The 24,620-nt window shown below is 71.9% G+C and carries 22 protein-coding genes and 1 pseudogene; 10 read left to right on the forward strand and 13 right to left on the reverse strand.

Annotated features, from left to right (window positions below; genetic code table 11):
• Positions 1 to 270: 270 nt before the first annotated feature.
• Positions 271 to 1,520, forward strand: a pseudogene (locus V1L54_RS27560) (ISAzo13 family transposase); the annotation flags it as partial.
• Here the strand turns inward: V1L54_RS27560 and V1L54_RS29600 are convergent.
• The 3 genes from V1L54_RS29600 to V1L54_RS27570 form a co-directional block, all read right to left on the reverse strand.
• Positions 1,439 to 2,107 (reverse strand): DUF6417 family protein, encoded by a 669-nt coding sequence (locus tag V1L54_RS29600; RefSeq protein WP_443076811.1) that lies wholly within the window; start codon positions 2,105 to 2,107, stop codon positions 1,439 to 1,441. The pseudogene V1L54_RS27560 and the gene V1L54_RS29600 sit on opposite strands and share 82 nt — an antisense overlap.
• On the reverse strand, positions 2,050 to 3,240 hold the full coding sequence (locus tag V1L54_RS27565) for a fumarylacetoacetate hydrolase family protein (RefSeq protein ID WP_330120870.1): 1,191 nt from the start codon (positions 3,238 to 3,240) through the stop codon (positions 2,050 to 2,052). Before V1L54_RS27565 ends, V1L54_RS29600 begins: the two co-directional genes overlap by 58 nt.
• Before the next feature lie 117 nt (positions 3,241 to 3,357).
• Positions 3,358 to 5,094 (reverse strand): IlvD/Edd family dehydratase, encoded by a 1,737-nt coding sequence (locus tag V1L54_RS27570; protein ID WP_330120871.1) that lies wholly within the window; start codon positions 5,092 to 5,094, stop codon positions 3,358 to 3,360.
• Between the two features lie 132 nt (positions 5,095 to 5,226).
• Here V1L54_RS27570 and V1L54_RS27575 point away from each other — a divergent pair, with 132 nt between their 5' ends.
• Entirely contained in the window at positions 5,227 to 5,940 is a 714-nt protein-coding gene (locus V1L54_RS27575) for a FadR/GntR family transcriptional regulator (RefSeq protein WP_330120872.1), read from the forward strand.
• A gap of 342 nt (positions 5,941 to 6,282) precedes the next feature.
• Here the strand turns inward: V1L54_RS27575 and V1L54_RS27580 are convergent, their stop codons facing one another.
• The 4 genes from V1L54_RS27580 to V1L54_RS27595 all read right to left on the reverse strand — a co-directional run bounded on the left by V1L54_RS27580 (position 6,283) and on the right by V1L54_RS27595 (position 11,884).
• Entirely contained in the window at positions 6,283 to 8,655 is a 2,373-nt protein-coding gene (locus V1L54_RS27580; protein ID WP_330120873.1) for a beta-xylosidase/alpha-l-arabinosidase, read from the reverse strand.
• A 115-nt stretch (positions 8,656 to 8,770) separates the two neighbouring features.
• A complete protein-coding gene (locus tag V1L54_RS27585) occupies positions 8,771 to 9,667 on the reverse strand; it encodes a carbohydrate ABC transporter permease (protein ID WP_330120874.1) in 897 nt (298 codons plus the stop codon).
• A gap of 1 nt (position 9,668) precedes the next feature.
• Positions 9,669 to 10,571: a carbohydrate ABC transporter permease gene (locus V1L54_RS27590; protein ID WP_330120875.1), complete on the reverse strand. Its 903-nt coding sequence runs from the start codon at positions 10,569 to 10,571 to the stop codon at positions 9,669 to 9,671.
• On the reverse strand, positions 10,568 to 11,884 hold the full coding sequence (locus V1L54_RS27595; protein WP_330120876.1) for an extracellular solute-binding protein: 1,317 nt from the start codon (positions 11,882 to 11,884) through the stop codon (positions 10,568 to 10,570). The genes V1L54_RS27590 and V1L54_RS27595 overlap by 4 nt, the downstream gene beginning before the upstream one ends.
• A 368-nt stretch (positions 11,885 to 12,252) precedes the next feature.
• Here V1L54_RS27595 and V1L54_RS27600 point away from each other — a divergent pair, with 368 nt between their 5' ends.
• Positions 12,253 to 13,263, forward strand: a complete 1,011-nt coding sequence (locus tag V1L54_RS27600; protein WP_330120877.1) for a LacI family DNA-binding transcriptional regulator — start codon at positions 12,253 to 12,255, stop codon at positions 13,261 to 13,263.
• A gap of 431 nt (positions 13,264 to 13,694) precedes the next feature.
• Here the strand turns inward: V1L54_RS27600 and V1L54_RS27605 are convergent, their stop codons facing one another.
• Positions 13,695 to 14,468, reverse strand: a complete 774-nt coding sequence (locus V1L54_RS27605; protein ID WP_330120878.1) for a hypothetical protein — start codon at positions 14,466 to 14,468, stop codon at positions 13,695 to 13,697.
• 642 nt (positions 14,469 to 15,110) lie between these two features.
• Between V1L54_RS27605 and V1L54_RS27615 the strand changes: the two genes are divergently transcribed.
• A complete protein-coding gene (locus tag V1L54_RS27615) occupies positions 15,111 to 15,464 on the forward strand; it encodes a hypothetical protein (RefSeq protein WP_330120879.1) in 354 nt (117 codons plus the stop codon).
• Between the two features lie 198 nt (positions 15,465 to 15,662).
• Here the strand turns inward: V1L54_RS27615 and V1L54_RS27620 are convergent, their stop codons facing one another.
• Positions 15,663 to 16,103 carry a hypothetical protein gene (locus tag V1L54_RS27620; RefSeq protein WP_330120880.1) on the reverse strand — a complete coding sequence of 147 codons (441 nt, stop codon included), beginning with the start codon at positions 16,101 to 16,103 and terminating at the stop codon, positions 15,663 to 15,665.
• Between the two features lie 323 nt (positions 16,104 to 16,426).
• Between V1L54_RS27620 and V1L54_RS27625 the strand changes: the two genes are divergently transcribed.
• The 4 genes from V1L54_RS27625 (at position 16,427) to V1L54_RS27640 (ending at position 20,449) form a co-directional block, all read left to right on the forward strand.
• The gene (locus V1L54_RS27625; RefSeq protein WP_330120889.1) at positions 16,427 to 16,837 is read left to right on the forward strand and encodes a YciI family protein; all 411 of its coding nucleotides are present in this window, start codon (positions 16,427 to 16,429) and stop codon (positions 16,835 to 16,837) included.
• A gap of 16 nt (positions 16,838 to 16,853) precedes the next feature.
• Positions 16,854 to 18,140, forward strand: a complete 1,287-nt coding sequence (locus tag V1L54_RS27630; RefSeq protein WP_330120881.1) for an RNA polymerase sigma factor — start codon at positions 16,854 to 16,856, stop codon at positions 18,138 to 18,140.
• 844 nt (positions 18,141 to 18,984) lie between these two features.
• Positions 18,985 to 19,602 carry a dihydrofolate reductase family protein gene (locus V1L54_RS27635; RefSeq protein ID WP_330120882.1) on the forward strand — a complete coding sequence of 206 codons (618 nt, stop codon included), beginning with the start codon at positions 18,985 to 18,987 and terminating at the stop codon, positions 19,600 to 19,602.
• Positions 19,603 to 19,606: 4 nt separating this feature from the next.
• Positions 19,607 to 20,449 (forward strand): alpha/beta fold hydrolase, encoded by an 843-nt coding sequence (locus tag V1L54_RS27640; protein ID WP_330120883.1) that lies wholly within the window; start codon positions 19,607 to 19,609, stop codon positions 20,447 to 20,449.
• Here the strand turns inward: V1L54_RS27640 and V1L54_RS27645 are convergent.
• A complete protein-coding gene (locus V1L54_RS27645) occupies positions 20,436 to 20,747 on the reverse strand; it encodes a transposase (protein ID WP_330120890.1) in 312 nt (103 codons plus the stop codon). The genes V1L54_RS27640 and V1L54_RS27645 overlap by 14 nt on opposite strands.
• A gap of 59 nt (positions 20,748 to 20,806) precedes the next feature.
• Positions 20,807 to 21,130 (reverse strand): peptidase inhibitor family I36 protein, encoded by a 324-nt coding sequence (locus V1L54_RS27650; protein ID WP_330120884.1) that lies wholly within the window; start codon positions 21,128 to 21,130, stop codon positions 20,807 to 20,809.
• Between the two features lie 572 nt (positions 21,131 to 21,702).
• On the opposite strand from V1L54_RS27650, the gene V1L54_RS27655 reads away from it, so the two are divergent.
• Positions 21,703 to 22,281 (forward strand): Type 1 glutamine amidotransferase-like domain-containing protein, encoded by a 579-nt coding sequence (locus V1L54_RS27655; RefSeq protein WP_330120885.1) that lies wholly within the window; start codon positions 21,703 to 21,705, stop codon positions 22,279 to 22,281.
• 11 nt (positions 22,282 to 22,292) lie between these two features.
• Here the strand turns inward: V1L54_RS27655 and V1L54_RS27660 are convergent, their stop codons facing one another.
• Positions 22,293 to 22,775, reverse strand: a complete 483-nt coding sequence (locus V1L54_RS27660) for an IS3 family transposase (protein WP_330120886.1) — start codon at positions 22,773 to 22,775, stop codon at positions 22,293 to 22,295.
• 657 nt (positions 22,776 to 23,432) lie between these two features.
• A complete protein-coding gene (locus tag V1L54_RS27665; RefSeq protein WP_330120887.1) occupies positions 23,433 to 23,849 on the reverse strand; it encodes a Dabb family protein in 417 nt (138 codons plus the stop codon).
• Positions 23,850 to 23,964: 115 nt separating this feature from the next.
• On the opposite strand from V1L54_RS27665, the gene V1L54_RS27670 reads away from it, so the two are divergent.
• The gene (locus tag V1L54_RS27670; RefSeq protein ID WP_330120888.1) at positions 23,965 to 24,606 is read left to right on the forward strand and encodes a TetR/AcrR family transcriptional regulator; all 642 of its coding nucleotides are present in this window, start codon (positions 23,965 to 23,967) and stop codon (positions 24,604 to 24,606) included.
• The last annotated feature ends 14 nt before the right edge of the window (positions 24,607 to 24,620 follow it).

Raw genomic sequence — 24,620 nt, forward strand, 5'->3', positions numbered from 1 at the left:
GGTGTTCACGCTCCGGCTGATGGAGAGACTGGGCGGTGACACCAGCTGCGAGATGAACGTGACAGCTGATGAGATCCTGCATGACCCACCCGGCCACGGCCTGGGCTGGGACCTGAGTCAGCACCGCAGGCGCCGGGCCCCGGGAAGGTTCGAAGTCACCGGCACCTGGCGCCTGCGGTACCCGGAAGCAGCCCTCGCCCTGATGCCGGGTCTCGGCGGCCCGGTACCGGAGACCGCGCCCGATCATGCGCTACGACGGGCCTCGTTTCGGGAGGAAAGAAGGCCGCGGACCTTGATCCGGGTCTTCAGCCCGCGCTGTTGGCACTGGTGGAGCCTGATGAGCGGGGCGATCCGATGTCGACGCTGCGCTGGACAGTGAAGTCGACCAGGAGCCTCGCGGCCGCGCTCACCCGTCAGGGGCACCGGGTGAGCGCGGACACGGTCGCCGGCCTGCTGCGTGAGGAGGGCTTCAGCCTGCGGGCCGGCGCCAAGACCCTTGAGGGCAGGCAGCACCCGGACCGTGACGCCCGGTTCCGCTGCATCAACGAGCAGGCCAGAGGGCACATGGGGGCCGGCCAGCCGGTGATCAGCGTGGACACCAAGAAGAAGGAACTCGTCGGCGACTACAAGAACGCGGACCGCCGTTCGCCGTCGCCTCCATCCGCCGCTGGTGGCAGGCCCGGGGCCGGCACGACTATCCGGCCGCCACCCGTCTGCTGATCACCGCGGACGCGGGCGGATCAGGCGGCTACCGCACCCGCGCCTGGAAGACCGAACTCGCAGCCCTGGCCGCCGGGACAGGCCTGGACATCACGGTCTGCCCCATGCCACCGGGCACCTCGAAATGGAACAAGATCGAGCACCGGCTGTTCTCCCACATCTCCATGAACTGGCCCGGCCACCCCCTGACCAGCCACGACGACGTCGTGAACAGCATCGCGGCGACCACCACCCGCACCGGGCTGACAGTCCACGCCGAACCCGACCCGGGCACCTACGACACCGGCATCAAGGTCACCGACAGCGACATCGACGCCCTGCCCATGCACCGGCACCGCTTCCACGGCGACTGGAACCACACCCTCCACCCTCAACCTCGCGACACCACCAGCGCAGCCAAGAGCCCGCGGTCAGTCACCGGTCCGTCTCCGCAGCTCTGCACCGGGTCTCTGCGCAACCCGGAGCTGACCGGCATGCCCGAAGCGTCGCTGGACGAACTCGTCGACCACCTGGCCCCGAAACTGGACGAGTCACGTGAGCAAGGACGACTCCAGCAGCGAGGAGGCGGGCGCATCCGTGCCCGGGATGCTGGAGCCAAGGACAAGCTGACCACCGACGACAGAGTCCTGGCCACCGTGCTCTACCTGCGCGAACTCGGCACCCGAGACCTCCTCGCCCAGCTCTTCGGAGTCAACGGCAGCACCCTCACCAGGGCCGTTCACCAAATCCAGCCCCTCCTGGCCGGGCACGGCCACACCATCCCACCCTCGACCACCAGATTCCGCACACCTGCTGACGTCACCGCGTTCCTCACCAACAAAGGTGGTGGCGGGGACGGGTGGGGGTGGGTGAGGTCATGAGCGCGGTGCAGGCGGTTGCGGGGTGCGACCTGTCCGGCCAGGGCCTCCAGGTGCACCGCGTGCGCCAGCCCGGCCAGCCCTGCGTCGTCGAGCTGGAGGCGCCACCGGTTGGCGGCGGGATCGTGGTGGGTTTCGATCAGCGCCTCCCACAGCGTTCCGGCCGCCGCCGGAGCGGCCTGGAGGTTGGGGAGGAGGTGGGTGTAGCGGCGCAGCAGGAGCTTCTCGCGTGGCTGCAGGGCGATCTCGTGGCAGGCCGAATCGGCGGCCTCGCGGTCCAGGCCGGGCACGGCGGCGTCGCGCCGGTGCGGGCGTGGTGCCGGGCCGGCGCGTCCAGTCCATCGGGGGTGAGCGGGCGGCTCGTGCCCCGGGCGGGCGGCGCTGCGCGAGCCGCGGCTGAGACGTGCGGGCCGGCGGGCCCGCCGGGGCGCGGCCACCGCGGTGCTCGGGGTCGTCGAGCGCCCGGAGGGGGTCACAGCACGCCGCGCCGGGCCAGGTTGTGCATCAGGGCCCGCACGCCGAAGGACCACGGCGCGGCCTGCTCGCTGGGGACGACGGTGTTGACCAGGGCACCGAGCGGCGGGCTGGAGATCCGTACGACGTCGCCGTGCTCGTGGGTGAAGCCCGCGCCGGGTGTGTGCCGGTCCTCGGTGGGGGCGAACAGGGTGCCGGTGAACAGCACGAAGCCGTCCGGGTACTGGTGGTGCGCGCCGTGCGTCGCGGCCACCAGGTCCAGCACGTCGCGGCTGATCTCGCGCATCGAGCTGCTGCCCTGGAGCACGTAGCCGTCCGCGCCGTCGACCCGCAGGTCGATGCCGAGCCCGCGTACGGCGTCGAGGCCGAAGCCGTCGTCGAGCAGGCGTACGAACGGCCCGATCGCGCAGGAGGCGTTGTTGTCCTTGGCGCGGGAGAGCAGCAGGGCGCTGCGTCCCTCGACGTCCCGGAGGTTGACGTCGTTGCCGAGGGTGGCACCGCGTACCCGGCCGCCCGAGTCGACGACGAGGACTGCCTCGGGCTCGGGGTTGTTCCACACCGAGGCGGCGAGCACTCCGATGTCGGCTCCGGTGCCGACCGCGGACAGGACCGGGGCCTTGGTGAACACCTCCGCATCCGGCCCGATCCCGACCTCCAGGTACTGCGACCACAGCCCCTCGGAGACCAACAGCTCCTTGACCTTGCCGGCCTCCGGCGACCCGGGCCGCAGGCCCGCAAGGGCGCCTCCCACCGCCTGCCGGACGCGCTCGCGCACCTGGGCGGCGCGCGCCGGATCGCCGCCCGCGCGCTCCTCGATGACGCGCTCCAGCAGACTCCGGGCGAAGGTGACGCCCGCCGCCTTGATCACCTGGAGATCGATGGGGGCGAGCAGGCGCGGGACGTCGCGGCGGCCGGCCGCGGTCGCCTCCAGCAGTTCGGCCAGGGGCCAGACCCGGCCACCGCCGGCCTCGCGGACCACCGTGACCGCGTCGTCGCGTTCCAGCAGGCCGGAGACGGTGGGCGCGAGGGCGGTCAGGTCGACCACCTGCTCGCCGCGCACCGCGGCCACACACGGCCCGTCCCACTCCGGGTCGTGGACGCGTGCGACGAGGGCGGCCCGGTCGGCGTCGTCCGGCAGGACGGAACCGGGCGTGAGGGCGGGGCGGGGGCGGAGTGGTGCCGGTTCCACGCTGTGGTCTCCCGGGGTCGCGGACGGGGTCGGGGTGGGGTGTCGGGTGCGGGCGTTCGGGTGTTGGGCGCGGGGCGTTCGGGACCGGTGCGGGTGCTCGGGGCGCCGGGGGCGGGGTCAGTGGGAGTCGCGGGGGACTTCGTGGCCGCGGCTGCCGCGCAGGAAGCCGAAGTCGGCTCCCTCGTCGGCCTGTCCGACGTGCTGGGTGTAGAGCCAGGTGTAGCCGCTGGTGTACCGCGGCGCGGACGCCTGCCACAGCTCCCGGCGCCGCCGGAGTTCGGCGTCGGTCACGTCCAGGCGCAGGGTGCGGTTCGGGACGTCGAGGACGATCGGGTCGCCGTCACGCACCAGGGCGAGGGGGCCGCCGACGGCCGCCTCGGGGGCCACGTGCAGCACCACGGTCCCGTACCCGGTGCCGCTCATCCGGCCGTCGCAGACACGCACCATGTCCGTCACGCCCGCCTTGAGCAGCTTGGCGGGCAGCGGCACGTTGGCGACCTCGGGCATGCCGGGGTAGCCCTTGGGACCGGCGTTGCGGATGACGATGACGGTGTCCTCGTCGACGTCGAGTTCCGGGTCGTCGGCGACCGCGTGGTACGCCTCGGGGGAGTCGAAGACCCGTGCGGGACCGCGGTGGGTGAGCAGGTGCGGTGACGCGGCCGACTGCTTGATCACCGCTCCGTCGGGACACAGGTTGCCGCGCAGCACGGCGGTACCGGTCCCGGCCGGCTGGAAGGGGGCGTCCAGGCCGGTGATGACGTCCGGGTTGACGCGCTCGGCCTCCGCGACGTTCTCGGCGACGCCGCGGCCGGTGACGGTGATCTGATCGCCGTGGAGCAGTCGGCCCCGGAGCAGCTCGGCCATGACGGCGGGCAGCCCGCCCGCGTAGCAGAAGTCCTCCATCAGGTACCTGCCGCTGGGCATCAGATTGACCAGGGTCGGCACCACGCGGGCCAGTTCGTCGAAGTCCTCCAGGCCCAGGCCGACGCCGACACGTCCGGCGAGCGCGGTGAGATGGATGATCGCGTTGGTGGAGCCGCCGATCGCCGCGTTGACCCGGATGGCGTTCTCGAAGGCTTCCCGGGTCAGGATCCGCGAGGGGCGCAGCTCCTCCTCCACCATCCGCACGATGCGCTGTCCCGCCGCCTGCGCGGTCTCCATCCGCCGGGAGTCGACGGCGGGCCAGGCCGCCGAGCCGGGGAGCTGCATGCCCAGTGCCTCGGCCATGCACGCCATGGTCGAGGCGGTGCCCATCGTCATGCAGTGGCCGTTGGAACGGGCCATGCAGCCTTCGGCGAAGAAGCACTCCTCCTGCGTCATCCGCCCGGTCTTGAGGTCTTCCTCGAACTTCCACACGTGGGTGCCGGACCCCACGTCCTGACCGCGGTACTTGCCGTTGAGCATCGGCCCGCCGGTGACCATGACCGCGGGCAGGTCGACGCTGGCGGCGCCCATGAGCATGGCGGGCGTCGTCTTGTCGCAGCCGGAGAGCAGGACGACGCCGTCGAGCGGGTTGGCCCGGATCAGCTCCTCGACCTCCATGGCCATGAGGTTGCGGTAGAGCATGGCGGTGGGGCGCATCAGCGTCTCGCCGGTGGCCATGGTCGGGAACTGGAGCGGGAAGCCGCCCGCCTGCCACACACCGCGCTTGACGGCTTCGGCGACACGGGTCAGATGGGCGTTGCACGGGGCGAGTTCGGAGGCGCTGGTCGCGATGCCGATGACGGGGCGCCCGTCGAACACCTCGTGGCCGAAGCCCTGGTTGCGCATCCAGGAGCGGTACAGCATCCCGCTGCGGCCTTCCGCGCCGAACCACGCCTGGCTGCGGCGGCCCGTCGTCTCAGCGTCCGTCATGTCGCCCGCTCCTGTGGCTCGTGGTGTCGTCTGCTCCGGTGGCACGTGTGCCGACCGGCGCGCCGTCCCGTAGCGTGGGACAATCATTAAATGATTCAATGAATGGCGTCCAGGGGGTGAACGAAGATCGTGATGGCTTTCCGGACCATGCATCAGCGCGTGGTCGACGAACTGGGGCGGCGGATCGCCTGCGGTGCCTGGGAGCCGGGGCGGCCGCTGCCGGTCGAGGACGCGCTCGCCACCGAGCTCGGCGTCAGCCGCGGCGCGCTGCGGGAGGCGGTCAAGGCCCTGGCGGCCAAGGGGATGCTGGAGGTACGCCCGCGTACGGGTACGCGCGTGCTGGCCCCGGAGCACTGGAACCACCTGGACCGCGACGTGCTGCGCTGGCAACAGGCCGGGGATCCCGCGGCCTTGCTGCGCGACACGGGCGAACTGCGCCGGATCGTCGAGCCGGAGGCCGCCCGGCTCGCCGCCGGCCGGGCCCGGCCCGATGACGTGCGCGCCCTGTACGACGCCCTGGCGGCCATGGAGGCCGCGGCGGTGAGGCCCGGGCGCGGCGGCTACGTCGAGGCCGACATCGCCTTCCACCGCGCTCTGCTGGACGCGAGCGGCAACCGCCTGCTCGGCTCCCTGGGCCGCGCGGTCGACATCGCGCTGGAACACAGCTTCCACGTCAGCACCCAGACCCCCGGCGCCGTCGAGGCCTCACTGCCGGCGCACCGCGCCATCGTGGAGGCCGTTGCGGCCGGTGATCCCACAGCAGCGACGTCGGCCGTGCTGTCGGTCATCGAAGCGGCCGAACAGGAGATCGCCGAGTCGCCGGGGCTGCCGCGGGCCCCCGGCTGAACGGTCACCGCCCTCATTCCCGGAGCGTCCGGGCCGGGGCTGACCGCGTTGACGCGGATCCCGCGCGGGAGCAGTCCGCGGACCGGGCCGCCGGTCGTCGAACGCGGCGCCGCCTCGCCGGGCCGGCGCGCCGGTGGCCGGCGTGCTCCTCGTTTCCCATGCTCCGACGGCCGGAGTGCGCGGGAGCGCTCCCGCCATGCTGGTGCTGTGGTGCCGGGCGCTGGAGCCTCTGCCGGGTCCTCTCGGCGTCCGGATGGCCGAGCCGTTCGAACTGAACCACCACACGAGTCCGGCCCCGCCGCTGACGCGGCGGGGCCGGAACCCAGGATCTTCAGCAGTCCTCTAGCCGGCGTCCTGCTCGAACGTGGCGTGCAGGCGCCGCGTGTGGTCCACGTGGCGCTCGGTCCCGGTCAGTGTGACCCTGGCCGTCAGGCGCGGATCCGCGCTGGAAGCCGCCAACCGCACTTCCAGCTCGCCCGGTTCGACGACGCGCCGGCCGTCGCGTCCGGTGAAGCACGCGAGGTCGGCCGGGACCGTGACACGGACGCGGCGTGCCTCGCCCGGCTCCAGGTCGAGCCGGGTGTAGCCGACGAGGCGCTGCACCGGCTGGACGACGGAGGCGACGGGGTCGTGCAGGTAGAGCTGGACGACCTCGGCCCCGGGCCGTTCGCCGGTGTTGCGGACGGTGAAGGCGAGGGTGAACTCCCCGTCTGTCGGAGCCTCCTGGGCGGCCACGGTCAGGTCGGTCCAGTCGAAGCGCGTGTAGGACAGGCCGTGGCCGAAGGCGAACGCCGGGGTCGGGTCGATGTTGGACACCGCGCTGGCGTGCGCGAGCCGCGCGCCGAGGTACGTGGCCGGCTGGGAGCCCGGCGAGCGCGGCACGCTGACCGGGAGACGTCCGGAGGGATTGACACGGCCGCTGAGCACTCCGGCGATCGCGTGCGTGCCCTCCTCGCCCGGGAAGAAGGACTGCACGATCGCGGCGGACTCGTCCGCGGCCCGGCCCAGGGCGTACGGCCGTCCCGCGAGCAGCACGGTGATCACAGGGGTACCCGTGTCGAGCAGGGTGTCGAGCAGTTGCTGCTGCGCACCGGGCAGGACCAGCGTCTCGGCGTCGCATCCCTCGCCGCTGGTGCCCTGCCCGAAGAGCCCGGCGCGGTCGCCGAGCGCCACCACGGCGATGTCGGCCTCGCTCGCCGCCTGGGCGGCCTCGCGGATGCCCAACAGGTCTCCGTCGTCGATTCCGGTGCCGCGGGCGACCGTGATCTCGGCGTCGGGGAACTCGGCGGCGAGGGTGTCGCGCAGCGTGGGCAGCTCGATGCCGAGCGGGGTCCCGGGGTGGCGGACGCCGATGTGCTGGGGGAAGGAGTAGCAGCCCAGCACCGCGGTCGGCTCGGTCGCGTTGGGACCGAGCAGGGCGATGCGGCGCGGCCGGACAAGTGGCAGGGTGCCGTCGTTGGTGAGCAGGACGACCGCCTTCTCGGCGATCTCGCGTGCCAGTCGGCGGTTCCCGGGCGGGTCCAGGTCGATCCTGCCGCGCAGGGCTTCCGGGTCGTCGAGGTCGGCGCCGTCGAGCGCGGCCGGTACGGCGCTCCAGTCGGGGTCGAGCAGGCCGAGCATCGCCTTCTGGAGCAGGACGTGGCGCAGGGCGCGGTCGATGAGCTCCTCCGGTACGCGGCCCTCGGTGACGGCCTGCACGAGAGGGGCGCCGAAGGTCTTGACGTTGGGCAGTTCGACGTCGACGCCCGCCGCGAGTGCGGTGCCGGCGGCGTCGGCCCAGTCGGCCGCGACGCCGTGCAGGGTCTTCAGGAAGGCGATGCCGAAGTAGTCGGCGACGACGGTGCCCTCGAAACCCCAGGTGTCGCGGAGCAGCCCGGTCAGCAGTTGCCCGTCGGCGGCGGCGGGTATGCCGTCGGTGTCGGTGTAGGCGTGCATCACGGAGTGGGGACCGCCCTCGCGGACGGCCATCTCGAACGGGGGCAGCAGGACATCGGCCCGCTCGCGGGTCCCCATGGGAGCGGGGGCGAGGTTGCGTCCGGCGCGGGAGGCGGAGTAGCCGGCGAAGTGCTTGAGGGTGGCGACGATGCCGGCGGACTGAAGGCCTTGCACGTAGGCGGTGCCGATGGTGCCGACGAGGTACGGGTCCTCGCCGATGGTCTCCTCCACGCGGCCCCATCGGGCGTCGCGGACGACGTCGAGGACGGGCGCGAGACCCTGGTGGACGCCGACGGAGCGCATGTCGCGTCCGATGGCGGCGGCCATGCGGCGCACCGCGTCCGGGTCGAAGGCGGCGCCCCAGGACAGCGGGACGGGGTAGGCGGTGGCGCCCCAGGCGGCGAAGCCGGCCAGGCACTCGTCGTGCGCGACGGCGGGAATGCCGAAGCGGTTCGCCGCGGCGATGCGCGCCTGGGTGCGCGCCAGGGAGAGTGCGCCCACGGCGGGGTCGACGGGGACGGTGCCGAAGGGGCGGGTCAGCTGCCCCAGTCCGCTGGGCAGCAGCGCCCCGAGATCGACGGCCTCCTCCATGTCGTGCTGGTGCGGGGCCACTTCGCCGCCCTCGTCGGAGGCGCCCACCCACACTCCGTACAGCTGGGCGGTCTTCTCCTGAAGGGTCATCGCGTCGATCAGGGCGTCGACTCTCGTGGTGACGGGAAGGGCACGGTCGTTCCAGAGGGGGATTTCGGGGGTGGGCTCTACGGCCACGTTGGCGGTCACTTTCCTCCCACACCCATGGCCCCTGGGCCAGGCCGGGGGCGACGGGTGAACAGGTAGACGAGCGGGAACAGGAAGCCGTTTCAGGCCTGGGGTCGGCGCGGTCCCGAAACGACGGTCACCGGCTGAACCCGGCGGTCAGACCGCTGAGCAGCTGACGGCGGCCGAACGCGTACAGGACCAGGACGGGCAGGGTGGTGAGGACGACGGCGGCGAGAATGGCGGGGACGTTGACTCCGTACTGGCCCTGGAAGGTCCACAGCGCGAGCGGCAGGGTCCGGCGCTCGGGGCTCTGGGTGAGGACCAGTGGCAGCAGGAATCCGTTCCAGATGGTCAGTGCGTTGAAGATGGTCACGGTGAGGATGGCCGGCCGGGTCAGCGGTGCCGCCAGCCGCCACAGTGTCGTCCATTCGGTGGCGCCGTCGACCCGCATCGAGTCGAACAGCTCCTTGGGCACGTCGCGGATGAAGTTGGCCAGCACCAGCACGGACAGCGGGATCGCGAAGGCGATCGACGGGAGGATCAGCGCCAGCAGGCTGTCGTACAGGTGCAGTCTGATGGTGATCAGGTTGAGCGGGATCACCGTCGCCTGCAGCGGTATGGCCAGGCCCATGAGGAACAGCCCGTTCATCCTGCGCAGGGCCCGCATGCGCCAGCCGCGCACGATCGCGTAGGCGGCCATGAAGGAGAACACGACCGCCGGTACCACGGCGCCGGCGGTGACCACGACGGTGTTCACGAAGTAGCGGGCGAAGTCGGACTCGATGACCAGCTGGTAGTTGTCCAGTGTGGGGTTGCTCGGAGGCACCAGTGGGTTGCTCGCGTAGTAGCGGTTCTGGGCCTTGAGGCTGGTGATGAGGGTCCAGTACAGGGGTACGGCGACGACGACGAGCCAGAGCCATCCGGCCAGCCCGCCGGCCCAGTTGCGCCGGCGGACCGCCGGACGGGAGTGGTGCTGCCACTCGCGGTGGGTGACCTTCCCGGGCTGTTGCGGCTTGGTCAGCGTGGTGGTCACGTCAGGCCCCCTCGAGTTGGCTGTCACCGGCGTCCCGTCCCCCGAGCCGGCGCAGCAGCAGGGCGAGGGCGAGGCCCACCAGGACGAGGATGACGGCGATGGCGCTGGCCGGTCCCATCAGGTTGGCCTGGAAGCCCCGTTTGTACATGTCCAGCGCGAGGACCCGGGTGGCGTCCCCGGGGCCGCCCTCGGTCAGGACGAAGATGAGATCGAAGAAGGTCAGCGACCCGACCACCATCAGCGTGGACGAGGTGATGACGGTGTACTTCAGCTGCGGCAGCGTGATGCTGAAGAACTGCCGGATCCTTCCGGCGCCGTCCAGCTGCGCGGCCTCGTACAGGGACTTCGGGATCTGCTGGACGCCGCCTTGGTAGATGAGTGAGTGGAACGGGACGAACTGCCAGGAGACGACGAAGATGACGACCCCGAACGCCAGCCACGGCCGCCCCAGCCAGTCCTGGCGGAGCACCTCGATGTCCAGCCCGGCACCGAGCCCGAAATTGGGGTCCAGCAGGGCCTTGTACGCGATCGCGATCGCCGCGGAGCTGAGCAGCAGCGGGACGAAGTACACCACGCCCAGCACCGCGCGGTAGCGCTGGCGGCCGGCCAGGAACGTGCCGAGCAGAATGCTCAGCGGAGTCTGGACGGCCCAGGACACGGCCATCACGAGGAACGTGATCCACAGGGCGTGCGGCAACCCGGGATCGGTGAGCACCGCACGCCAGCTGGTCAGCCCCGACGCGTGGATGCTGCCGATCCCGTTCCACGTGGTGAAGCTCAGCACGAAGACGCCGATGAGCGGGATCACGGCGAAGCAGACGAAGACCACCAGCGCCGGCATCGCCAGCCACGGCAGGATGCTGCGCGGTTCGCGGCGCGGCGGATGGCTGGTGAGCGCGCTCATTTGCCGATGACCGCGTTGAGGTTGGTGGCGAACTGCTTCGGTGAGATGGACAGCTGGAACAGCTTGGCGATGTTGTCCAGCAGCGTCTCGGCGGCCGTTGGGCTGAGCGCCTGGTCCCAGGACTGCACGAACGTCTTGGCGTTGCTGGCGATGCCGTAGGTGAGCTGGAGGAAGTCGGCGCTGTCAGAGGCGGCCAGCAGCTTCTCCGTGCCCAGCCGGACGGGAACCGACCCGTTGTCGATCCACTTCTTCACCTCGTCGTCCTGGAGGACACCGGTCGCGAAGAAGTCCTTGGCGATCTTCTTCTCCTCGGCACTGGCCCTGGAGGAGACGGACAGGTACTGCGCGGGGTTGCCGACGCCGTTCCCCGGATCGCCCTTGCCGCCCTCGACGGGCGGGAAGTTCATGAAGCCCAGCTTGCCGCTGGAGACGAAGTCGCCGCCCTCGGCCTTCTGGATGCCGTACGACCAGGCGCCGTGCAGCATCATGGCGGCCCTGCCGGTGTACAGCAGTGCCTGGTCGGCGTTGGAGTCCGCGGTGACCGAGGAGAAGCCCTTGATGAAGCCGTCGGCCTTGACCAGGTCCTGCACCCTGGTCAGCGCGGTGATGGCGTCCGGGTGGGACCAGGCGTCCTTCTCTCCCTCGATGACGGCCTGGAACACCTCGGGACCGCCGATGCGGTCGAACAGGAACTCCAGCCACATCATGTTCGTCCACCGGGACTGCCCACCGAGGGAGAACGGCGCTATGCCCTCCGCGTTGAACCTGGGCACCAACGCCATGATGTCGTCCCAGGACTCCGGCGGCTCCACTCCGACACGGTCGAAGACCTCCCTGTTGTAGAAGAGGACGATCGGCTGCACGTTCTCGCACGGCATCGCGTAGATCCTGCCGTCGACGGTCGCCGCGCCGAACGAGGCCGGGAGCAGCCGGTCCTTGACCTCGGAGTGCTCGTCGAACCACGAGGTGAGGTCCTCGACCTGGTCCGCCTCCACGTAGGAGCGCAGCGTCCCGCCGCCCCAGCCCCAGATGATGGTGGGCGCCTGACCGGCGCCGAGGGCGGTCTTGATCTTCGTCTTGTACGCGTCGTTCTGGAAGGTGGTGTCCTTGATCTGCGTCTCGGGGTTGGCCTTGTTGAACGCGTCCACCGCGCCGGCCCTGACGCCTTCCTGCGGCTGGCCGCTGAGGTACCAGTACGTGGCTCCACCGCCGCCCTGGCCGGGACTGGAGGAGCCGCAGGCCGACAGCGCCGCGGAGAGCGGCACAGCGGCGGCCATGCCGAGGAGGGTACGTCGAGAAAGGGATGTCTCCATGTTCGTTCTCCGCACTCGAGAGCCTCGGGCTACTCGTGAGTCGTGGTGAAAACATTTCGAAATGTTTCGAGACTTGGCCCGTCCGGGCTTGCTCGTGGAGCGTGTGCGTGCACGCTAGGTTTCGGTCTGATGCGCTGTCAAGACATGTGCGCGCACATAGCTGCAAGGCGATCACCTGCGTAATCTTGGGCGGGCGCGGGTATCGAAAGTTCTTGGCAGAGCAGAAACTTTTCGGATGCCGAGCCAAGGACAGAAAGACGTGGAGGTGGCGCGGGCCAGGGTTGTCGTAGGGTTGGCCGGTTCCACCTGCGTTGGCGGCCATGACCGGCGGCTCACCACACCGGTGGACGTACTGTGGGGAGGAACCGATGCCACCGAACGGCAGGCGCACCACTCTGGCGGACATCGCCCAGGCGGCCGGGGTCTCCGTGGCGACCGTTTCCAAAGTGGTCAACGGTCGCGGTGAGGTGGCGCCGCGCACCCGCGCCCGGGTGCAGGAACTGCTGCAGCAGCACGACTACCTCGCGCCCGTGTTCCGCCACACCGAGGCGGTGGGGAGCCCGACGATCGAGGTGCAGTTCCAGGGCAGCCTCAAGTCGTACGTGGCCGAGACACTGGAAGGCATCATGGACTCCGCCGCCGAAGCCGGGGCCTCGGTGGTGATCAGCAAGGTCTGCCGCGCCCCGCACTGGGCCCGGGACCTGGCCTCGGCCGGGCGCCGCGCCGTCATCGCGGTCACCAGCGTGTACACCGCCACGCACCTGAGGGAACTGGCCCGGGCCGGGCTGCCGCTGGTCGTGCTGGACCCGCTGCACCTGCCGGACAGCCGGGTCAACAGCGTCGGGGCGACCAACTTCGCCGGCGGCCTGGCCGCGACCCGGCACCTGCTCTCTCTCGGCCACCGCCGGATCGCCTACCTCGGCGGACCGGGCATGGCCGTGTGCAACCAGGCACGCATGCACGGCTACCGCGCCGCCATGGAGGCGGAAGGAGCGCCGGTGCCCGACGCCTACGTCCGGCCCGGGGAATTCACGTACGAGACCGGCTTGCTCGGCACCGCGGCGCTGCTGGACCTGGAAGAGCCGCCGACGGCGGTCTTCACGGGCAACGACGAGATCGCCCTCGGTGTCATCGAGGCCGCCCGCGCACGGGGCCTGCGCGTCCCCGAGGACCTGAGCGTGGTCGGTTTCGACGACACGCACCTCGCTCAGATGGCCTCACCACCACTGACCACTGTGCGCCAGCCACTACGGGAGATGGGCGCGGCCGCCCTGCGCACCGCCCTGCGACTGGCCAACGGCGAGAAGGCCGAGTCCCACCACATCGAACTCGCCACCGAACTCGTGGTGCGCGCCTCGACGGCGCCGCCGGGAGGGTGAGCCGGGGAGTCGGGCACGGCGGGGCCTGGGGAGGGTGCCACGGCGAACCCGAACGTGGCCCGGTCGCGCAGCTTGAGGCAGCGGGAGCCGGCCGCCGGCGCGCTCTGTGGTATGCCGACGCCGATGATGCGTTCGGCCGTGCCGCCGCGCGCCGGAACACGCCCTCACCGGGTCCGGCCGGGCCCTGCGTGAGACGGTTCACGGAATCCGCGCCCGGACCGGCCGGTACCTCGGCCGCATCAGGTTCTCCCGCCCCCGGTACCGCCGGTGGGACCACGGCCCCGGAGTCCTCGCGGCCGGCCGCCGCGCCGGAAACGACGTCACCGGCGGAGATCTGCCGTTCATCCTGTGCCTGGACCGATCCGGGCGGTACCGCGGGGTGCCCGGGCGGGAACGGCACCGCCGTACCGCGGGGCGGCGACAGCGGCGGGTCAGGGCCGGGACCGTGCGGCGGGCGGCGGGCCGAGGGGGGAGACCAGCAGGAAGCGCGTGCCGCGCGGCCCCCGGTACAGCAGTGCCTCCCAGCCCCGCGCGGCCAGGAGGGAGGCGCACCGTTCCAGTCGCGGCCCGGCCTCCTGGCGGGCACCGGAGGCGACGGGACCGCACCACTCCACCCGGACCGTGCCCGGCTCGCCGGAGACGGCCACCCGGTATCCGGCCCGCACCCGGCGGCCGTCGCCGTCCACCGCGGAGGGCGGCATCCCGGCCGCCTCCAGCGCCAGGGAGACGGCCCGGACCATCCCGGTCCGCTCCCAGCCGGCGGGTGTCCGCAGGGAGTCGGTGCCGCCGGACCCGGTCACGCGCCGGATCTCCTCCACCCCCGCCCAGGCCCGTGCGACGGCGGCGGCCCGCGCCGCCGCGTCCTCTTCCCCGGGTGCCTGGTCCACCTCGTCCCCCGTCGCCGCGGTGAACGCGGACGGGCGCGCCGCCCGGCCGACGGCCCGCTCCCCGCGGTCCGCCTCCTGCCCCGGAGCATCCTCCGCCGCTTCGCGCGACTGCTCCTCCAGCAGCCCGCGCACCCGGCGGCCCGCCTCGGTCAGGTAGTGCGCGCCCACCCGGCCGTGCCGTACGGCCAGCCCTCTGGCCACCAGGGCCGCACGGACGGCCGGGTGGCCCGCCAGCTCGCCCGTCTCCGGGTCGGATGCCAGGATCTCGCGCCGCTGGGCGGGGGTGAGCGCCGCGGCGTTCTCCGGCTGCTCGGTCACTTCCGCCGCCCCTTCTCCCGAACTCCCCGGACTCCGAGGACTCCCCCCGGGCCGCCGCTGTGCGGTGCGCCGCCGGAGCGGCCGGTGTCCACCGTACGGGGCGGGGAGGGGCCCGGCCGTCTCACCGCCCGTACCACCCTCCCGGCACCCCCACCGTGGTGATCACCCGCACCAGGGCGGGGGGACGGGGGCGGAGCCGAACCCGACCCGCACCCGGTCGAAGCGGTAGACGGCGGCGACGAAGTCCGCGATCCGCTCGCCGGGGCCAGCAACGGTCGCTGTCCGCCGGCCCGCTCCAGCATCACGTCACCGAACGGACCGAACGGCGACCGCGGCCAGCACTCCAGGACCGACCTCGTCCCGGACGAGGTCCCGGCAGCGTCGATCCACCCCCGGAACCGCAGGGCACTCCTCACCACACACACCCTTCCGACGGGTCCGGTGCGCTCCTCCCCCACCTGTCCGGAGCGCCCTGTTCTTCCAGGATGCCCGGGGTTCCGGGCCGGGGCGCCCGCGGACACCGCCGCCGGCCGGCTCGCGAGGAGATTTCATTGAAACGTTGAAATAAAGCTGGTTGATGGTTGAAGATTCAGTCAAAGCTTCGTCCCACCGGAGCTCTGATCGGGAAGGAACCGCAGCACTATGAAGAGCCGACCCAAGAAACTGGCGCTGAGCGCCATGGCGGCCGTCGCGGTGAGCGCCGCGCTCCCGGCAGCCCCCGCCTTCGCCACCGACGAGATCGACTGCGCCGCCGGCACGGATTCCGTGAGGGTGACGTACCTGGAGAACGGCACGGAGCACGCCCGGTGCTGGACCGGACCCGGCAACGTCCCGCTCGAACAGGGCGGCGTCACCTCTTTCTCCTCGGGCGCCCACGAGGTGGTCGTCTTCTGGAGGACGAACTTCGGATGGGACGTCGAAGTGCTCCCGCCCCACACGTCGGCCCCCTTCACCGGCGCCGACACCTACCACGTCTACGGTTTCCACGTCAGGTAACCGCTGACGGCGGCCGGCCGTTCGCGACGCACACGGTGACGAGGGGGCGGCGCCGGCCCACCGGCACGGTGCCCCCCGCCCGCCGCGGACGTCCGGGAAGCCGCGGCCGGCCGCCGGTAGTCCGCTGGGGGCCGCCGGTGGCGCGGCCCCGCCCCGGCGGCGGGTCCGCCGTGCGCGGGGCGCAGGCCTGCGGGTGTGTCACGCGGGCCGGTCCCGCTCGGCCGCCAGGGCGTCGGCGAATCCCTCCGCCAGCACCGTGCGGGCCGCCCGGCGGTCCCCGTTCCCGCCCGCGCCGGCCCGCGGCGCGCCGGGGAAGGTGCGGGCGCAGGCACGGGGACAGCCGGCGGCGAACGCACGGGCCAGGGCCGCCGTGGTGGCGCGCGCGTTGGCCTGGGCGAAGGCGTCGGCGTTCGCGCCGGTGCTCAGGCGCGCGTACCGGCGGCCGTACTCCTCGGCGTCCTCGGCGGAGAAGCCGTCGGCGAGCGCGTGGGCGCGGGCGTTGTCACGGGCCTCGGCGTGGGCCGTGGCGTAGGGGTAGGCCTCGCTGTGCACCCACAGCAGCACCGGCAGGAGCGCGGCGGCCCAGCAGTGCTCCCCGACGGGGTGGCCGGTGGCCCGGCGGTGCGGGAAGGATTCCACACGCCGCCGTCCTGCGCCGGGGCCGGCGCTGGAACCTGCCGGGCCCGTGCGGCCGCGAGCGGAACGGGGCGGGAGGACTCGTGAGACTGCCGGGCGGGCGGAGGTCGTCGGTGGATCCGACGGGAGCGGCACAGCCGAAGGGGCACGGGAGTGGAGGCAGCGGGCAGGACAGGCCACCACTTCGGGCAGGGGTGCCCGCGGCGCACGGTGCCCGGAAAAAAATCGGCGGCCGTGTCGATCCATGGCATGCCCCGTTCGACCTGGGAGTGAGAGGGTCCGAGACAGGGACCCGGATCACCCAGGGAGACAGAGCCGTGAAGTACATGCTGATCATGCGTGCCACCGACGAGGCCTTCGCGGGGATGGCGGACACCGACTTCACCGAGATGCTCGAGACCATCGGCAGGTACAACGACGAGATGATCCGGGCCGGCGTGCTGGTCGCCGCCGAGGGACTCGACGACGCCGCCGAGGGCGTGGTCGTCGACCACTCCGCGGAACCGCCGGTGGTCACCGACGGCCCCTACGGCGAGACCAAGGAGCTGTTCGGCGGGTTCTACATCCTCAACGTGGCCTCGAAGGAGGAGGCCGTGGAGTGGGCCAAGCGGTCACCGATGACCGGCCCGGGTTTCAAGACCGAGATCCGCCGGGTCACCACGATCGACGAGTTCCCCCAGGACAACGAGTGGGTGCAGAAGGAACGGGCATGGCGCGAGGCCACCGGCCAGCTCTGAGCGGAGTCGGCAGAAGATGACCGATCACAGCGGCCGTGAGGCCGTCGCCGCCGTCTGGCGGATCGAGTCCGCGCGGATCGTCGGCGCCCTCGCCCGGTACACCGGCGACTTCGCGCTGGCCGAGGACTGCGCCCAGGAGGCACTGGCCGAGGCCCTGGTGACCTGGCCGCGGGACGGCGTGCCGCGGGACCGGGCGGGGTGGCTGCTCACCGTCGGCCGGCGCCGCGCGATCGACGCCTTCCGCCGGCGCTCCGCCCGTGACGAGAAGTACGCCGCCCTCGCCCACGGCCTGGGTGAGGGCGGCGTCGTCTCGGGAAGGGTGCCGGCCGATCCGGTCCGGGACGCCGAGGAGGTGCTGTGGGATCCGGACAGGATCGACGACGACGTGCTCGCGTTGATGTTCGTCTCCTGCCACCCCGTACTGTCACGGGAGGCGCAGGTGGCACTCACCCTGCGGGTGGTCGGCGGCCTGACCAGCGACGAGATCGCCAAGGTGCTGCTCGTCCCGACCGCCACCGTGCAGGCACGGATCACCCGGGCGAAGAAGACCCTCAAGGCGGCCCGGGTGCCGTTCGGGGTGCCGCCGGCCCGGGAGCGGGCCGAGCGGCTCGGCTCGGTGCTCAGCGTGCTCTACCTGATCTTCACCGAGGGATCCTCGGCCGGCTCGGGTGAGGAGCTGATCCGGTTCGACCTCGCCGGCGAGGCGCAGCGCCTGGCGCGGGTGCTCAGCCGGCTGATGCCGGGCGAGCCCGAGGTCCACGGCCTGCTGGGGCTGCTGGAGCTGACCGCGGCGCGTTTCCCCGCCCGCACCGGGCCGGACGGCCGGCCGGTGCTGCTGGAGCACCAGGACCGCCGCCGCTGGGACCGCGCCGCGATCCGCCGCGGGCGAGCCGCCCTGGCCCGCGCCGAGCGGGTCGGCCGGGGCCTGGGCGCCTACGGCCTGCAGGCGGCGATCGCCGAGTGCCACGCCGTCGCCCCGTCGGTCGAGGCGACGGACTGGGGGCGCGTCGTGCTCCTCTACGAGGCGCTCGGCCGGCTCGCGCCCTCACCGGTGGTCGACCTCAACCGGGCGGTGGCGGTCTGCATGGCGCAGGGGCCGGCCGCGGCCCTGCCCATCGTGGACGGGCTGAAGGCCGCCAAGGCGCTGTCGAACTCCCACCTGCTGCCCAGCGTCCGCGGGGAGTTGCTCGCCCGCCTGGGACGCACCGACGAGGCGCGCACCGAGCTGAAGCTCGCCGTACGCCGGTGCGGCAACAAAAGCGAACGGTCGGTGCTGGAGGACAAACTCGCCGCCCTCGGCTGACCGGCCCGAAGACGCGTACGCGGCCGGCATCCCCACAAAGCGCGGGGCTCGCGTTCCCTGCCACAGACGCACACCACGCAGTAGCCGCCGGCCCTGGTCGGCGCCTCGGCTCCACACCCGACCCCGGCCCCGGGCAGGATCGGAGCGGGCGGACGGTGCGGCCGTACATCGGGCACGGCCACGCAGCCGCCCCCCGCCTTGCGCGGGGCTTCCTCCTGCACCCGGACTCCACGGCTTCAGCCCCGCCGGTAGTACCCCGCGCCCCGAGGACCGGCCGTCCCAGGGCGTGCGGGCGGTTACTCCGGGGGCCAGGACACCGGCGAAGGGCTGCCGGTCCGGGTGCCCGTAGCACCACCGGAACCGGCCTAGCAGGCCGGGCACGCGGAACCGGACCGGGTCAGGCGACGGTGGGCCGGGAACGCAGCAGTCGGGCGATGCCGGCGGCAGTGCAGGCGGGAGCGAGCAGCAGGTCACGCAGCGCCGCGGCGTTCCCCTGGCGCCTCTGCGGGAGGGCCGGTCCCTTGACGGGCAGCCGGGCGGCCCTTCGCCGAGCCGGAACCGGCGAAAACCGTTGACGCCTCGGCGTGCGGTTCGCCGGCGCGGCCCACCGATGTCCACCCCGGCCCGTTCCTTCCTGGCCGGAGCCTGCTGAGGACCGCTGGCGGTGCTTGCAGGCCCGAGAACTGCCGGCTGACGGTTCCGAGCCCCGCGCTGCGCCCGTCTGCGCAGGGGCCGTGCCGACGACGGATCGGGTACGTGCGGGGGCCGTGCCACAGGGGGTACGTCCGGCACACACTTCGCTCATGAGCGATGAGTTCGGACGGCGGAACGGGTCTGCCCCGGTATGACACGCACCATCGCCGACATCTCGGTCTCCCTGGACGGCTTCGTCACCGGGCCCGGCCCCGGCCCGGACAACGGTCTGGGCACCGGCGGCGAAGCCCTGCACACCTGGGCGTTCTCCGACGACCCCGAAGACCGCCGGATCCTGCGCGAGGCGACCGCCCGCTCCGGCGCCGTCGTCCTGGGCCGCCAGCTGTTCGACGTCGTCGACGGGCCGAACGGCTGGGACGACACCTCCGGCTACGGCGCCGGCGAAGTCGGCAAGCCCGCCTTCGTCGTCGTGACGAGCTCGCCACCGAAGGCGGTACGGCTCACCGACCTCGACTGGACGTTCGTCACCACCGGCCTCCCCGGCGCCCTCGCCGCCGCGCGCGAACGCGCCGAAGCGGCCGCCTCCGGCAGCGGCAAGGATCTCGACGTCGTCCTCATGGGCGGCGGCACCACGATCGGCTCGGCTCTCGAGGCCGGGCTGGTCGATGTGCTGACGCTGCACCTCGCGCCCGTCGTGCTGGGCACCGGAACACCGCTGTTCACCGGCAAGGCGCCGGGCACGCTGGTGCGGCGGAACGTGACCCCGACACCGGCCGCGACGCACCTGACCTACGACGTCCTGAGGTGATCCGATGACCACCGTCAACGCCAACGGGGTCACCTTGGGCATCGAGTCCTTCGGTGACCAGGACGCACCACTCGTCCTGCTCGCGGGCGGAACGACGCTGCTGTCCTGGCCCGACCCGCTCTGCGAGCGCCTCGCCGCCGGCGGGCGCCGCGTGGTGCGCTACGACCTGCGCGACAGCGGGGAGTCGACCACAGCGGACCCGCAGGCGCCCGCCTACACACTGCGCGACCTCGCCGCCGACGCGGCGGCCCTTGCCGACGCGCTCGGCGAGGGGCCCGCGCACCTCGCAGGGATCGGCGTCGGCGGGATGGTCGCCCAGGTTGCCGCGCTCGACCATCCGGGCGCGTTCTCGGCGCTCACCCTGGTCGGCACCCGAGCGGTCGCGCCCGGCCCGCCCGACGACGACCTCCCCGACCATGACCAGGCGACGATGAGCCGCCTGTTCGCGCGCCCGATGCCCGACTGGACCGACCGCGAGGCGGTGGCGGAGTTCGCCGCCGGCAGCGCGGAGATCCTCGGCGACGACCCCGTCGCCGCGCGCGCGACCGCCGCACGCGTATGGGGTCGCACGCCCGGCACCGCGCCCCCGGTCCAGATGGCCAACCAGATGGGCTTGGTGTTCTCCCGGCTCGACTGCACACCCCGCTGGCGCGAGCGCCTGCCCGAGATCGAGGTGCCCACGCTCGTCGTCCACGGCCGCCGCGACCGGTTCTTCCCCGTCGGCAACGGCGAGGCGATCGCGCGCGAGATCCCCGGGGCGCGGCTGCTCGTCCTCGAGGAGGCCGCCACCGCGATCCCCGACACGGCGGTCGGCGAGGTCGCCGAGGCGATGCTCACGCTCGGGTAGAGGACGCCGTGCGCTGCGCGGGCACGGCACCCGCGCGGCAGCGGCCGCCGGAAGCCCGACCCGGCCACGCACCCGCGATCGGCGCCCGCGAAACCCTCGAAAACGGCCCGACAGCCACGGCAACCACGCCCCGGTATGACACCGCGCCGGCCTGGACGAGACCGTCAGGCCGGGCCGTGGTCCGGGACCGCCACCGTATGCCGTCCACCCACTGCCGCCGCGTCCACGCCGGCGGACGGCCCGGCTTGATGCCCCGTGGCAGCAACGGCTCAAGCCGGGCCCACTGCCCGCTCGTCAGACCCCCACGCCCCGCAAGAAGCGATCACCAACGAGCAAGGTCAACCTTCGCAACAGACCCTAGTCGGCGGGTACCCAGACGCTCTTGGGAATGAAGGAACCGAAGTCGGCCAGACTGGAGTTGCCGGGCACCGGATAGGGGCCGCCGAGGCAGTCGTCGTTGAGGAACATGGCCGCGTGACCGCTGTGGGTGTTGATCGCCGAGCGTGCGCGGTCACCCCAGCCGTGGTCCACCAGGCTGACGCAGACGCCACCCGGACCGAGCGAGCTGACTGCGAACTGCTCCCCGGTGAAGTTCGTGCCCTCGTAGAGGCACAGAGAGCCGCCGGGGGGACACTCCGCGGCGCTCGCCTCGGAGGAGTCGGCGGTGGCCGGACCGGCCATGAGAACGAGCGGCGCCGTTAGCGCGGCACCGACGAGCACGCGCCATGCCCGGCGGGGACGAGCAACGGCCGGACTGGTGGAATTGTTCTTTTCTTCGAACACGACCTGACTTCAGCTCCTTCTCAGCAGGTGAGTCCCAGCGAATCCATTCCGTAACTCCCTTAACATGATAGGCAGATGACCTGATCGCTGACCAGATGTTGCGGACTTGTTCCCCAGGAACACCCCGAGAAGATGTCACTCCTCAAAAAAGGAAGGAATCACTCCGGATATCCTGACGCGGGCGCCCGGGCCCCGCCCCGGTACCCAGAACGCCCGTTCAGACGGGGCTGATCGCCCAGGTTGACTCAGCGGAAACGGCCCGCCCGCGGAGCCGGGCGTAGGGCCTCGGCAGGCGCGCTCTGCGTGCGCCGGCCGGGTGCACGAGTTGTGCGGGGTGGGAACGGGTCGGGGGCAGCGGGCAATCGCGCCCGGCGAGTTGGGGATTCCGAAGAAGTCGCCCGAACCACGATGAGTTCCAGCACGGTCCCGGGCCCTCAATCACATCCACCCATCGCGCGAACTTGGGCGACTTGAAGCTCTTGCTCACCTCAGGCGGCGTCAGCAACCCGAGCATCCACTCGGCGCTCGTGCAGCTCCTCGGCAAGCCGATCGCCGAGTGCCACGCCCTCTGCGTCCCGACAGCACAGTGGGGTCACCCGATGTGCGGACCGGCGTCGGTACGGGGCTTCATCGCCGGTGAGCCCGTGTGGCAGCGCCTGTCCGGCCTGGGCTGGGCGTCGGTCGGCGTCCTCGGGCTCACGGCGCTGCCCACCATCGGCGCGGAGCGGTGGGTGCCGTGGGTCCGGGAGGCCGACCTGCTGTTGGTGGACGGCGGCGACGCGACGTACCTGTGCCACTGGATGCGGGAGTCCGGGCTGGCCGACCTGCTGCCGTCACTGCCCGACAAGGTCTGGGTGGGAGTGAGTGCCGGAAGCATGGTGATGGCGCCCCGGATCAGAACGTACTTCGTCGAGTGGCCGTCACCCAAACCGCGACCGCGCCCCTGCCCCGGCGAGCCCGCGCCCGGGCCAGGTGACGCAACGCGGCCGCGACGCAGGCGGACCTGGAGCCACCCGGTCGAACCGCTCCGGGTCTGGTGGAGGCTTTGATGTGCCACGGCTTATGCGGAGTCGGATTGCTGAAGCCCGGGCGATCGAGGGGCTGCCCTGAGCTCGAACTCGATCGGTGTGAACATGCCGAGTGCGGAGTGCCGACGTTGTCGGTTGTGGAAGATCTCGAGGTACTCGAAGATCGCGTCGGCCGATTCCAGGCGGGTGCGCCACCTACGGCGGTTGAGCAGTTCGGTCTGCATTCGGCCCCGGACGATTCGATCACTGCGTTGTCGTAGCAGTCGCCGATCGTGCCCATCGGGGGAACCAGGTCCGGGGCCCGGGCCCGTTCGGTGAAGGCCCAGGACGACCGCGCAGTACACCTTTCCCTCCCGGGTGGGGTGCTCGGTGACACCGGTGGCCCAGAGCTTGCCCGGGGCGGCCGTGGCGAACTTCCGGTCGACCAGGTCGGCGGCTGTGGGTGTGTCGTGCTCGGGGCGTCGTCGGCGGTCGCCGGGCAGCCCCTTGAGGCCGGCGCGCTGCATGAGGAGCATGACAGTGCCGTGACTGACGGAGACGCCATGCCCGAGTCTGAGTTCGGCGTGAACGCGCCGGATGCCATGGAACCGTGTGAGGCGGTGTGGATGCCGGTGTTGGCTTCGGTCAGCCACGAGTGCCAGAGGGGCCGCGCAGAGGGTGGGCGAGACCGCCAGGCGCAGTAACCGGACTCGGAGACGTTGAGGACTCTCGTCGCCGTCTGGACGGACATGCCCTCGCCGGCCACCACCGCGACGGCCTCGAACCGTCTTCTGGGGCACCACCTTGCCCATGAGCTCCGCTGCCCGGCGGTGGACCGCCGATTCCGCCGTGTACGGCGTTCACACCTTCGTGCGTAGCCGAGCCAGGAGAAACGTGCTCAACCAGCTCACACGGGATATCGGCCGTGGCGCGTTACGGGACCAGGCGGGGCTCCTCGAACGAAGCGTGGTGCGCGGAGAACACCGCCGCAGCGACCGGGGCCTCGTCTCGTTGCCCGCCCCCGTCGACCTGCCGCTTCGCCCTCACAGAGACAGCAGGAAGACGGCTCAGCGATCCAGACGACCGGCCCTGGGCGTCACGGCCCAGGCGCCCGTCGCTGCGGCCGGACCACTTCGACGAACCTGCGGCGGCGGCCCCGGCAGCGGGTGCGAGCCGCCGGAGCCGGCCGGTGATCAGCCCTTGGGATCGTCCTCGAGGCCCGCGCCAAGATAGGCGGGTACGCCGGCCAGCATCTCGTGCGTTTCGGGGCTCAGTTCGTTACGACGCCGGTGCAGCTCCTCGATCTTCGCGGCCAGCTCGGGATCCTCGTCGTCACTGATGTCGAAGATGTCGAGTCGCTCGACCACAGGCAGGCCGATCTTGTCGGAGTTCAGCGTCGCGGGATGCGTCAGGTATTCCCAGAGGCCGTCGAGGTCCTCGACGACGTATGTGGCGCCCCAGTCGAAGTCGCCGCCGTGGTCGCGGCCGACGACGAACGACTTCACCGAGGACACCTGCCGACCCTGGTTGCGCAGGCTCTCCAGCGCCTCCTCCACCTGCGCCGATGGAGCATCCGCCTTGATCTTGATGCGATTGACGTGATAGATCATCACACGCTCCTTAACGTCGTTATAAATTCTAACGCCGTTAGATTAGAGGCGTGGTGGTCCGCCCGTCAAGGGGGGCGTTACTGTGCGGTGCGACACCGAAGCGAAGTGACGGGACATGCCGAGCAGTACACGACGCGCTCGCGAGCGGGCGAACATCCGCGCCAGCATCGTCGAGACCGCCATGCGCCTTCTCGAGTCCGAGGGCGCCGCGGCACTGACGATCCGGCGTATCGCCGCCGACGTGGAGTACACAGCGCCGATCGTCTACCAGCACTTCGCCAACAAGGACGCGCTCGTGCTGGAGCTGGTCGTACGCGGTTACGACCTGATGGTGGCCGAGCTGAGGCGGGCCGCCGAGGCGTCCGACATCGACGGACGCATAGTGCGGGTCGCCGCTCAGTACGTTCGCTTCGCCGGCGAGCACCCCCACCTCTACCAGGCCATGAACGGCACCGTGACCGACGCGGATGAGCGTCGGCGCGCTGCGGCGCCTGCCGTCGATCTGCTCACCGAACTGCTGGATTTGTGGTCCCGCGCGCACGGCGTGACCCTGCCTGACCAATCGGATGCCTGCGAGATCCTCTGGGGCACCCTGCACGGCATGGCCGCACTTGGATATCTCGGCACCGTGGGGACCGAGCGGGCGCAACGGCTCGCCGAACAAGCGTGCAGCACGATCCTTCTCGGCTGGCGCGCCGCGGGGTCCGCGAGCGGTCTGCGCGCAGGCTCCTCACCGAAGCCGAGAAACCCGCGCTAGGCAGTTTCGTTTGG

Source organism: Streptomyces rubellus (assembly GCF_036323805.1).
Lineage (GTDB): Bacteria > Actinomycetota > Actinomycetes > Streptomycetales > Streptomycetaceae > Streptomyces.

Coding starts and splice junctions, on each gene's coding strand:
- V1L54_RS27590 (WP_330120875.1), bottom strand. CDS start 10,571: ATGAGCGCGCTCACCAGCCATCCGCCGCGCCGCGAACCGCGCAGCATC.
- V1L54_RS27665 (WP_330120887.1), bottom strand. CDS start 23,849: ATGATCTATCACGTCAATCGCATCAAGATCAAGGCGGATGCTCCATCG.
- V1L54_RS27615 (WP_330120879.1), top strand. CDS start 15,111: ATGAAGAGCCGACCCAAGAAACTGGCGCTGAGCGCCATGGCGGCCGTC.
- V1L54_RS27635 (WP_330120882.1), top strand. CDS start 18,985: ATGACACGCACCATCGCCGACATCTCGGTCTCCCTGGACGGCTTCGTC.
- V1L54_RS27670 (WP_330120888.1), top strand. CDS start 23,965: ATGCCGAGCAGTACACGACGCGCTCGCGAGCGGGCGAACATCCGCGCC.
- V1L54_RS27570 (WP_330120871.1), bottom strand. CDS start 5,094: ATGACGGACGCTGAGACGACGGGCCGCCGCAGCCAGGCGTGGTTCGGC.
- V1L54_RS27625 (WP_330120889.1), top strand. CDS start 16,427: ATGCTGATCATGCGTGCCACCGACGAGGCCTTCGCGGGGATGGCGGAC.
- V1L54_RS27640 (WP_330120883.1), top strand. CDS start 19,607: ATGACCACCGTCAACGCCAACGGGGTCACCTTGGGCATCGAGTCCTTC.
- V1L54_RS27575 (WP_330120872.1), top strand. CDS start 5,227: ATGGCTTTCCGGACCATGCATCAGCGCGTGGTCGACGAACTGGGGCGG.
- V1L54_RS27660 (WP_330120886.1), bottom strand. CDS start 22,775: ATGCTCCTCATGCAGCGCGCCGGCCTCAAGGGGCTGCCCGGCGACCGC.
- V1L54_RS27630 (WP_330120881.1), top strand. CDS start 16,854: ATGACCGATCACAGCGGCCGTGAGGCCGTCGCCGCCGTCTGGCGGATC.
- V1L54_RS27600 (WP_330120877.1), top strand. CDS start 12,253: ATGCCACCGAACGGCAGGCGCACCACTCTGGCGGACATCGCCCAGGCG.
- V1L54_RS27650 (WP_330120884.1), bottom strand. CDS start 21,130: ATGGCCGGTCCGGCCACCGCCGACTCCTCCGAGGCGAGCGCCGCGGAG.
- V1L54_RS27595 (WP_330120876.1), bottom strand. CDS start 11,884: ATGGAGACATCCCTTTCTCGACGTACCCTCCTCGGCATGGCCGCCGCT.